We start from the raw sequence: 8,794 nt of genomic DNA on the forward strand, positions 1-8,794 counted from the left end.
GCGCCGAACTACCACCTCGTGCTCATCGTGGACGCTCCCGAACAGGACCGGGTGCGGCGGTTGGTCGACCGGGGCTTGGACGTCGAGGACGCGCGGGCGCGGATCCGCTCGCAGGCGACCGACGAGCAACGCCGCGAGGCGGCCGACGTGTGGCTGGACAACTCCGGGCCGGTGCAGGACCTGGTGGCCGAGGTGGACCGGTTGTGGTCGCAGCGGCTGGTTCCCTTCGAGCAGAACGTGCGCGCGGGGCGGCGCGCCCCGCAACGGCCGCCGCGGATCGTTGAGCCGGACCCGGAGTGGCCGCGGACCGCGCGTCGGCTCGGTGCCCGGATCCGGCAGGCGGCAGGGGACAACGCGGTGCGGGTCGACCACATCGGTTCGACCGCGGTCCCCGGGCTTCCCGCGAAGGACGTCATCGATCTGCAGCTGACCGTCCGGTCGCTGGACGACGCCGACGCCATCGCGGAAGCCTTGGGGGAGGCGGGATTCCCGCTCGACGACGGGATCCGGCGGGACCACCCGCACCCGTTCGCCCCCGACCCGGACCAGTGGCTCAAGCGCTACCACAACGCGGCGGACCCGGGCTCCCCGGTGAACCTGCACCTGCGGGTCCAGGGATCCCCGGGGCAGCGGGTCGCGCTGCTGTTCCGCGACTGGTTGCGGGACGACGAGGCGGCTCGGGCGGACTACTCGAGGGTCAAGCGGGAGCTGGCCCAGCGGTTCGCCGAAGACCCGGATCACGAGCGCTACGCGGCGGCGAAGGAACCGTGGTTCGTCGAAGCCTTGCCGAGCGCGCAGGAATGGGCCTCGCGCGTCGGCTGGGTGGCACCGGACTGACCGGCGCGGCTCACCAAAGGTCGAAGATCCCGAGGTGCGCGAGCCACCGGCTGACGTCCCGGTGCCTGCTCAGCTCGACGAAGAGCCGGTACACCGTGTGCAGCGCATAATCGGCCTGGTTGAGCCGGATCATGCCCGCCGAGACCGCGGTGGCGAACTCCTCGGCATGCACGATGCGGGCCGAACCGTGGTCCGGCACCTGCAGCCCGAGCAGCAGGTCCGTGGTGACCCACGAGCGCGTGTCGTGCTCGATCAGCGCGGCGGTGATCGTGCTGGGCTCGCGCCGGGTGGTCCAGTGCCGGGCGCGGCGCCGCGTGAGCCGCAGGCCGTGGTCCGGCAGCAGCCAGCTCACCTCGCCCTCGTGCACCGGGTCCGCCGGCGTCGCGCACTCCACCGACAAGCCCCACGGCTCCACTTGGCAGCGATTCAGCGGGACGCTGGAACCGGAGGAATGGGAACGTTGCGCACTGAACAGGTCGATCACGTCGACCAACTGAGGAGTGACTGCGGTACCCACGGCCTCAGACAGTAACGTCGATTCGCGCCGATGTGATCCTCAGTACCGTTCTTTAACATAACTTTCGCGCGTTCGCCGGGTACCGATTCGGCCGCCCGCGCGATGATCACCGGTTCAGCGGTAGTGCGATCGGCCGAAATCAGGTTCCTTGCGACGGCTGCCCGCGCCAGCTCAGCGCGACGCCTTCGGAGCGGAGCCAGTCGGCGAGCCGGTAGCCGTACCGGGCCAGCCCGTCCATCGCCGCGCACGCCGCGCGCATCGCGTGCTCCGCGGTCCGCTCGTCGAGCAGTTCCGCCCGCACCGCGAGCAGGTACTCGTCCACGTCCAGCAGCTCCGCGGTCCGGCCCTCCGCGACCTGCACGTCCAGGTAGTGGTCGACGGTGCGCCAGTGGTCCGGGCCCGGTTCGATGGCTGCGACGTCGACGTAGAAGTCCCAGCCGTTCGATTGGCCGGGCAGGAAGTTCCAGCGGGTGATCCGCAGGCGGTGGTCCGGCAGCAGCCAGGATTCCAGCGCCCGCAGCTTCGGGTGGTCGGGGACCGGCCGGGCGAGGTAGAGCCCGAACGGCTCCACCCGGTATTCGGCCACGTGACGAACGATCTGCTTGGGGTCGGTGTTGGTGCCCCGCACCAGGTCGAACAGCTCGACCTTCGGCGGGTGCACCGGCAGCCCGAGGTTTTCCGCGATCTCGCGTTGCGTGGTCACGTGGCAACCATAAGTCGCGAGACGCCTCTCACGGGAGGGGTGAACATCGGGTCCGGGCGTCGTGTCGGTGGGGGCTCGTACCCTCGGACACGTGGCATTCGCGACTGAGTACCCGACACCGGCGGACACGACCCACCGCCCGGTGGGGGACATTCCGCGCAGCGGCGGCAGCTTCCGGATGGTCAGCGACTACGACCCGTCGGGCGACCAGCCGGAGGCGATCGACGCGCTGGAACGGCGGATCCGCGCCAGCGAGGCCAACGTGGTGCTGCTCGGCGCGACCGGCACCGGCAAGTCGGCCACCACGGCCTGGCTGGTCGAACGGCTGCAGCGGCCCACGCTGGTGCTGGAGCCGAACAAGACCCTCGCGGCGCAGATGGCCAACGAGATGCGGGAGTTCTTCCCGGACAACGCGGTCGAGTACTTCGTCAGCTACTACGACTACTACCAGCCGGAAGCCTACGTCCCGCAGACCGACACCTACATCGAGAAGGACTCCTCGATCAACGAGGACGTGGAGCGGTTGCGGCACTCGGCGACCTCGAACCTGCTCAGCAGGCGGGACTGCGTGGTCGTGTCCTCGGTGTCGTGCATCTACGGCCTGGGCACGCCGCAGTCGTACCTGGACCGCTCGATCCAGCTGGAGACCGGCGGTGAGATCGACCGGGACCTGCTGCTGCGCGCGCTGGTGGACGTGCAGTACACCCGCAACGACATCTCCTTCGCCCGCGGGACGTTCCGGGTGCGCGGGGACACCGTCGAGGTGATCCCGGCCTACGAGGAGCTGGCGGTGCGCATCGAGTTCTTCGGCGACGAGATCGAGCGGCTCTATTACCTGCACCCGCTGACCGGCGAGATCGTGCGCGAGGTGGACGACCTGCGGATCTTCCCCGCCACGCACTACGTGGCCGGGCCGGAGCGGATGGAAAAGGCGATCTGCGGCATCGAGTCCGAGCTCGAGGAGCAGCTGGGCAAGCTGGAGAAGCAGAACAAGCTGCTGGAGGCGCAGCGGCTGCGGATGCGCACCCAGTACGACGTGGAAATGATGCGCCAGGTCGGGTTCTGCTCCGGCATCGAGAACTACTCGCGGCACATCGACGGCCGCGACGCCGGGACGGCGCCCGCCACGCTGCTGGACTACTTCCCGGACGACTTCATGCTGGTCATCGACGAGTCGCACCAGACGGTGCCGCAGATCGGCGGGATGTACGAAGGCGACATGTCCCGCAAGCGCACGCTGGTCGAGCACGGTTTCCGGCTGCCCAGCGCGATGGACAACCGGCCGCTGACCTGGGAGGAGTTCGCCGACCGGATCGGGCAGACGGTGTACCTGTCGGCGACCCCGGGCCCGTACGAGATGGGCCGCGCGGGCGGCGAGTTCGTCGAGCAGGTCATCCGCCCGACCGGGCTGGTCGATCCGGAGGTCGTGGTGAAACCGACCGAGGGCCAGATCGACGACCTGGTCGGCGAGATCCGCGAACGCGCCGAGCGCGACGAGCGGGTGCTGGTGACCACGCTGACCAAGAAGATGGCCGAGGACCTCACGGACTACTTCCTGGAGCTGGGGGTGCGGGTGCGCTACCTGCACTCCGAGGTGGACACGCTGCGGCGGGTGGAGCTGCTGCGGCAGCTGCGGCTCGGCGAGTTCGACGTGCTGGTGGGCATCAACCTGCTGCGGGAGGGGCTGGACCTGCCGGAGGTGTCGCTGGTGTCGATCCTCGACGCGGACAAGGAGGGCTTCCTGCGCTCCGGCACCTCGCTGGTGCAGACGATCGGGCGCGCGGCGCGCAACGTCTCCGGCCAGGTGCACATGTACGCGGACACGATGACCGACTCGATGCAGCACGCCATCGACGAGACGAACCGCCGCCGCGCCAAGCAGATCGCCTACAACGACGAGCACGGCATCGATCCGCAACCGCTGCGCAAGAAGATCGCCGACATCCTGGACCGGGTCTACACCGAATCCGAGGACACCGAGGAGTCGGTCTCGGTCGGCGGTTCCGGGCGCAACGCCTCCCGCGGCAAGAAGCCCAGCGGGGAGTCGGTGGCGACCTCCGGTGTGCTGGAGGGCAAGGACACCAGCTCGATGCCGCGCGCCGAGCTGGCGGATCTGGTGCAGCAGCTCAACGACCAGATGATGAACGCGGCCCGCGAGTTGCAATTCGAGCTGGCGGCTCGGTTGCGCGACGAGATCCAGGACCTGAAGAAGGAACTGCGCGGCATGGACGCCGCCGGGATCCAGTGAGGTCGGCGCGGCGAAGGCCACGGGCGTCCGCCGCGCGGTTCTAGGGTGCAGCGGCCTTTCGCGTTACGTGTGATCCGGCCGGACAACCGCGGCATATTCCCGTCCGTCCCACTAATGCCGCAGTCCGCGATGGCTATTTCAACAAGCCGCTGGGCCGAACGGTTCTTTCTGCTGATTAATCGTTGACCGCGGTTTTGCGCGGTCAGTACGCTCCCACTTCTTCTTCCGCCGGGTCGGTTTCTGGGGAATCGGTGGACCCGGAATTCGGTGCTACCGCAGGGGGTGGGTATGGCTCGGGATGCTGAGCGCTACGCCACGCAGGTGCCGTTGCACGGCAGGGATCGGGAGATCGCCCTCGTCCGGGAGATGCTGGAGCGTCCGGAGCACGACGGTCGGCCTGCGAGCAGGCGGGTGCCGGTGCTGGTGTTCACCGGCGCGCGGGGCAGCGGGAAGACCGCATTGCTCGCGGATCTCGCGAACCGGTGCCGCGAGCGGATTCCGTTCGCCCGGCTGGACTGCGCGCGGCTCGAGCGCGACCACCCGGACGGCGAGGAGCGCGGAGCGGCCAGGATGCCGCAGGTGCTGGCCGCGCTGGCCTTCCAGCTCAGCAGGCCGTGCCCGCGCTACGGCGCGGTGGAGTTCGCGCGGCTCATCACCGGGCAGCTGGCGCTGGAGCCGCAGATCGAGGTCGCGCAGTGGGAGAAGGCCCGCAATCAGATCGACGAGGCGCTGCGGACCTATTCGCGGATCCCGGACCCGCCCGACTACCTGGGCGAGCTGGCCGGAGAACTGCTGACCACGGTGCCGGGCCTGCAGGACGCACCCGTCCAGACCGTCGCGCAGCGACTGCCCGGTTGGATCGTGTCCGCGGTGAACTCCGTCCGCAGCAGCCGCGGGAATCCCGCGGTGGGCCGGGACTGGTACGGCGAGCAGGACCGCGGGTTGAGCCTGCGCCCGATCGACGTGCTGGTCGACCTCAACCACAAAGCGCACGAGCCCGCCGCCGAGGGCGGTGACGAGGTCGGCGAGCTGCTGTGGGCGGCGTTCCTGGCGGACCTGCGGGAGGGCTTCGCCCGCGGACGGCGGGCCGAGGCCCGCACGCTCAATTGCACGGTGCTGCTGGACAACGTGGACACGCCTGCCGGGCTGGCGCTGCTGGACGGGCTCACCGGAGCCCGTGAGCGGCGAGCGCACGGCATCGAGCCCGACCCGCTCACCGTGGTGGCGACCAGCCGCACGGACCTGTCCGCGCGCGGTCCCGGTGCCGCGGTCGCCTCGATCGAGTCGGCCTGCTACGCCGACGCGGTGCGCGGGGGAGTGCGGGCGCCGAGCCGGTATTCGGTGCGGCTCGACGACCTCTCGCAAGGCGCGGTGGGGAACATGGTCGCCGCGCTCGGGCCGAAGGTGCGGCAGCGGCAGGTCACCGCGGCGGTGCACCGGTTCACCGGCGGGCACGCGCTGTCCACCCGGCGGGTGCTGGACGCCCTGGCCGAGCAGGGGCTCGCGGAGGCGCAGCTGGGCTCGCTGCTGCCCTGCCCGGTCCGCCCGTCATCCCGGGAGGAACCGGTACCGCTGGAGGAGCTGCTGCTGGCCGAGCTGCTCGCCGGTTCCGAGGAAGCGGCCGCCGCGCTGATCACCACATCCGCGGCCCGCGATCTGGAGCAGGCGCTGCAGCTGGTCAACCAGAGCGCGCTGGCGCCGGAGGTGCAGAACCGGCAGCAGGAGGTCTTCAGCGCGGCGCTGTGGAGCAGCGTCGACGCGGCTGCTCACCGCACCATGCCGCGGGTTCAGCGCACCCTGCTGCTGCGGCGGCTCGCTGCGCGCACCGAAGCGGACGCCGCGGACTGGTCGTCGGTGCACGGCTGGCTGCGCCGGTACTGCGAGAACCACGGCGACGAGGTCGGCGCGCTGCACCACCGGCTGGCGGCAGGCGAGGTGCGGCCGGTCGCGGAGCGGATGACCGCGTTGCTGAAGGAGGTCGACGCGCACGAGTGGCTGCGCCGGCTGCACGCGGTCTGCGCGGCGCCGAACGAGCTCGAACCGGGCGGCTCGCCGGTCGGGAGGGTGCGCGAGCTGACCAGGTGGGCCGATGCGGCGAACGGGTCCGACTCCCATCCCGGTGCGCTGTTGGCGGCCGTGGCCCGCCTGGTGGTGGCGGTGTGGACGGCCGCGGACCCGCTGCTGGTGCCGGGTCGCGAGTTGCGCGGCGAGATCGCCGCCGACCTGGACCAGATCGCACCCCGTTCCGGGGAGGGCCTGGAGGCGTTCCGCGCGGAAGCGGACCGATACCGGTGAATCAGGGGGAAGCTGATGGCGCACGACGGATTCACTCCGCCGCAGCCGCGGACGGAGACCCGCAGACGGCGGAACCGCCGAATCGTGGCTGCGGCCGCGGTGGTGGTGCTGGTCCTGGCCGCGGGGATCGGCTGGTACGCGCGCGGGTGGGCGCTGGCCGCCCGGGTGCATTGCGGCAGCGGCTGGTGGGTCGATCCTGACCAGGTCGATCACGAGCACGTGGAGCGGTGCATCGGAATCTCCGACTCCTCCACGTTCGGCAACGAGCGGCTCCGGGATGCCGTCGACCTGATCGGCGAGCAGAACGCCTTGGCGACGGGCGATCCGGATCGTTCGGCGGTCACGGTCGCGGTGCTGATTCCCGTGCCGCGCCCCGACCAGGAATTCAGCCCGGCCTCGCAGGACCAGGTGGCGGCGCTGGCCGAAGGCGCCGCCAAGGCGCAGGAACACCTGAACGCGGCCAGGAGCGGCCCGGCGCTGCGCGTCGTGCTGGCCAACGAGGGCTCCGGTGAACAGGGCTGGCAAGCGGTGACCGGGCAGCTGGTGCGGATGAAGGACGATCGGCACCCGCTCGTCGCGGTGACCGGACTCGGGGTGAGCGTGGTCGAGACGTTGCAGGGCGCGCGGGCGCTGGACCGCGCGGATCTGCCGATGGTGGGCGCGGTGCTCACCGCCAACGGCCTCGACGCGACCGGGCAGGTGGAGGGCGTGGATTCCACCGTGTCCGGCGGCGGCCGGATCGAGGGGCTGTTCCGGGCGAGCCCGAGCAACGGAGCGGAGGCGCAGAAGCTGGACGAATACCTCGACGCGGCGCAGCCCGGCGGGGAGTACGCGCTGGTGCGGGACGCCAACCGCGCGGACTTCTACACCTACGGTCTGGCGAACTCGCTGCGGGATGCGTTCACGGGGAAGGTTCAGCAGGGGCCGCCGGTGGTGTTCGGCGGCGACTCGGACCCCGGGTCGATCCGCAACCAGCTGAATCTGGTGGCCCGGCAGGTGTGCGGTCGCGGCGGGCTGCTCTACGGCGGGCGCGCTTCGCTGCTGCCGGACTTCCTGGACCGGGTGAGCGAACTCGAGTGCGGCAGCGGTCTCACCGTGGTCACCGGCTCCGACGCGGCCGGCCTGCGCCCGGCCGAGGTGCCGGAGGGCGTCAAGGTGGTCTACGCGGCGCTGGCCGACCCGGACGCGTTGCGCGCCTCGCCCGACCCGCTCGGGCAGAACTACCGGGAGTTCGAGGGATCGTTCCTCCGCGACTTCCCGAAAGCCGACCTGGCCAACGGTTGGGCGATCATGGAGTACGACGCGATGCTCGCGGCGGGTACGGCCATCACCAACGCCACGGGCGGCAAGCTCACCGGCGCGCCGCCGTCGTCGCGCAGCGTGCTGAACAGCCTCCGCCAGCTCGGGCCGGACAACGAGGTGACCGGCGCGGGCGGGCTGTTCTGGTTCGACGCCGAGACCGGGGAGCCGCGGAACCACCCGGTCCACGTCGTGGAGGTCTCCGAGGGGCAGCGCAGGCCCGTCTCGGCGAACTGATCACCGCTTCGGCAGGCGGGGACGGCGGGCCGCTACCGTGGCTCGCGACGTCGCTGATCGCCTTGGGGGAGTCGCCGTGGAGGCCGTTGTAGTCGGAGGTGGCGTCGCGGGTGCGGCCGCGGCGCTGGCGTTGGATGCGGCCGGGATCGGCGTCCGGGTGCTCGAAGCGGCGCCGCAGGACGCGGCCGACGCCGGGGCGTTCCTCGTGCTGGCGGGCAACGGAATGCGGGCGCTGCATCAGCTCGGGGTTTCGCCGACGGCCGGATTCCGGCTGGAGACGGCACGTTTCCTCAGCGCCGACGGAGCGGAACGCGCGGTGTCGGCGCTGGACGGTCACCTGTGTCTGCGGCGGGCCGAGCTGGTCGCGGAACTGCGGGCCGAGATGCTGCGGCGCGGGCTTCGGGTGGAGCACGACGCTCGGTTCGCCGCCGCTTCGCAGGACGGCGACGGGGTTTCGGTGCGGCTGGCCGACGGACGGGAGGTGCACGGGGATCTGCTGCTCGGCGCGGACAGGCTGAACTCCGCCGTGCGGGCGCAGATCGATCCGGGTCCGCCGCGTTACGTGGGGCAGCAAGTCTTCTACGGGACCGGCGCGGAAGTGCCGCACGAGCCGGGGCGCATCGAGATGATCACCGGGAGCGCGGTGAACTTCGGTTAC

7 protein-coding genes are annotated in these 8,794 nt (G+C 71.0%); 5 read left to right on the plus strand and 2 right to left on the minus strand.

From position 1 onward, the window contains the following. Positions 1–837: dephospho-CoA kinase (coaE, locus tag IJH84_RS00145; protein ID WP_295138690.1), on the plus strand; the 837-nt coding region annotated here is incomplete at its 5' end. 10 nt (positions 838–847) lie between these two features. Here coaE and IJH84_RS00150 read toward each other — a convergent pair. After that, entirely contained in the window at positions 848–1,354 is a 507-nt protein-coding gene (locus IJH84_RS00150; RefSeq protein ID WP_200072017.1) for a hypothetical protein, read from the minus strand. Between the two features lie 139 nt (positions 1,355–1,493). Beyond that, positions 1,494–2,057 carry a DUF402 domain-containing protein gene (locus IJH84_RS00155; protein ID WP_200072018.1) on the minus strand — a complete coding sequence of 188 codons (564 nt, stop codon included), beginning with the start codon at positions 2,055–2,057 and terminating at the stop codon, positions 1,494–1,496. 91 nt (positions 2,058–2,148) lie between these two features. Between IJH84_RS00155 and uvrB the strand changes: the two genes are divergently transcribed. The 4 genes from uvrB to IJH84_RS00175 form a co-directional block, all read left to right on the plus strand. Next, complete coding sequence (gene uvrB, locus IJH84_RS00160; protein WP_295138697.1) at positions 2,149–4,305, plus strand: excinuclease ABC subunit UvrB; 2,157 nt, start codon at positions 2,149–2,151, stop codon at positions 4,303–4,305. Positions 4,306–4,593: 288 nt separating this feature from the next. Beyond that, positions 4,594–6,600 carry an AAA family ATPase gene (locus IJH84_RS00165; protein ID WP_200072019.1) on the plus strand — a complete coding sequence of 669 codons (2,007 nt, stop codon included), beginning with the start codon at positions 4,594–4,596 and terminating at the stop codon, positions 6,598–6,600. Between the two features lie 84 nt (positions 6,601–6,684). Beyond that, positions 6,685–8,136 carry a hypothetical protein gene (locus tag IJH84_RS00170; protein WP_295138703.1) on the plus strand — a complete coding sequence of 484 codons (1,452 nt, stop codon included), beginning with the start codon at positions 6,685–6,687 and terminating at the stop codon, positions 8,134–8,136. Between the two features lie 76 nt (positions 8,137–8,212). After that, a partial coding sequence (locus IJH84_RS00175; protein WP_295138706.1) for an FAD-dependent monooxygenase occupies positions 8,213–8,794 on the plus strand: 582 nt, incomplete at its 3' end.

This window comes from Saccharopolyspora sp. (genome assembly GCF_017434145.1).
In the GTDB taxonomy this organism is placed as follows: domain Bacteria; phylum Actinomycetota; class Actinomycetes; order Mycobacteriales; family Pseudonocardiaceae; genus Saccharopolyspora_C; species Saccharopolyspora_C galaxeae.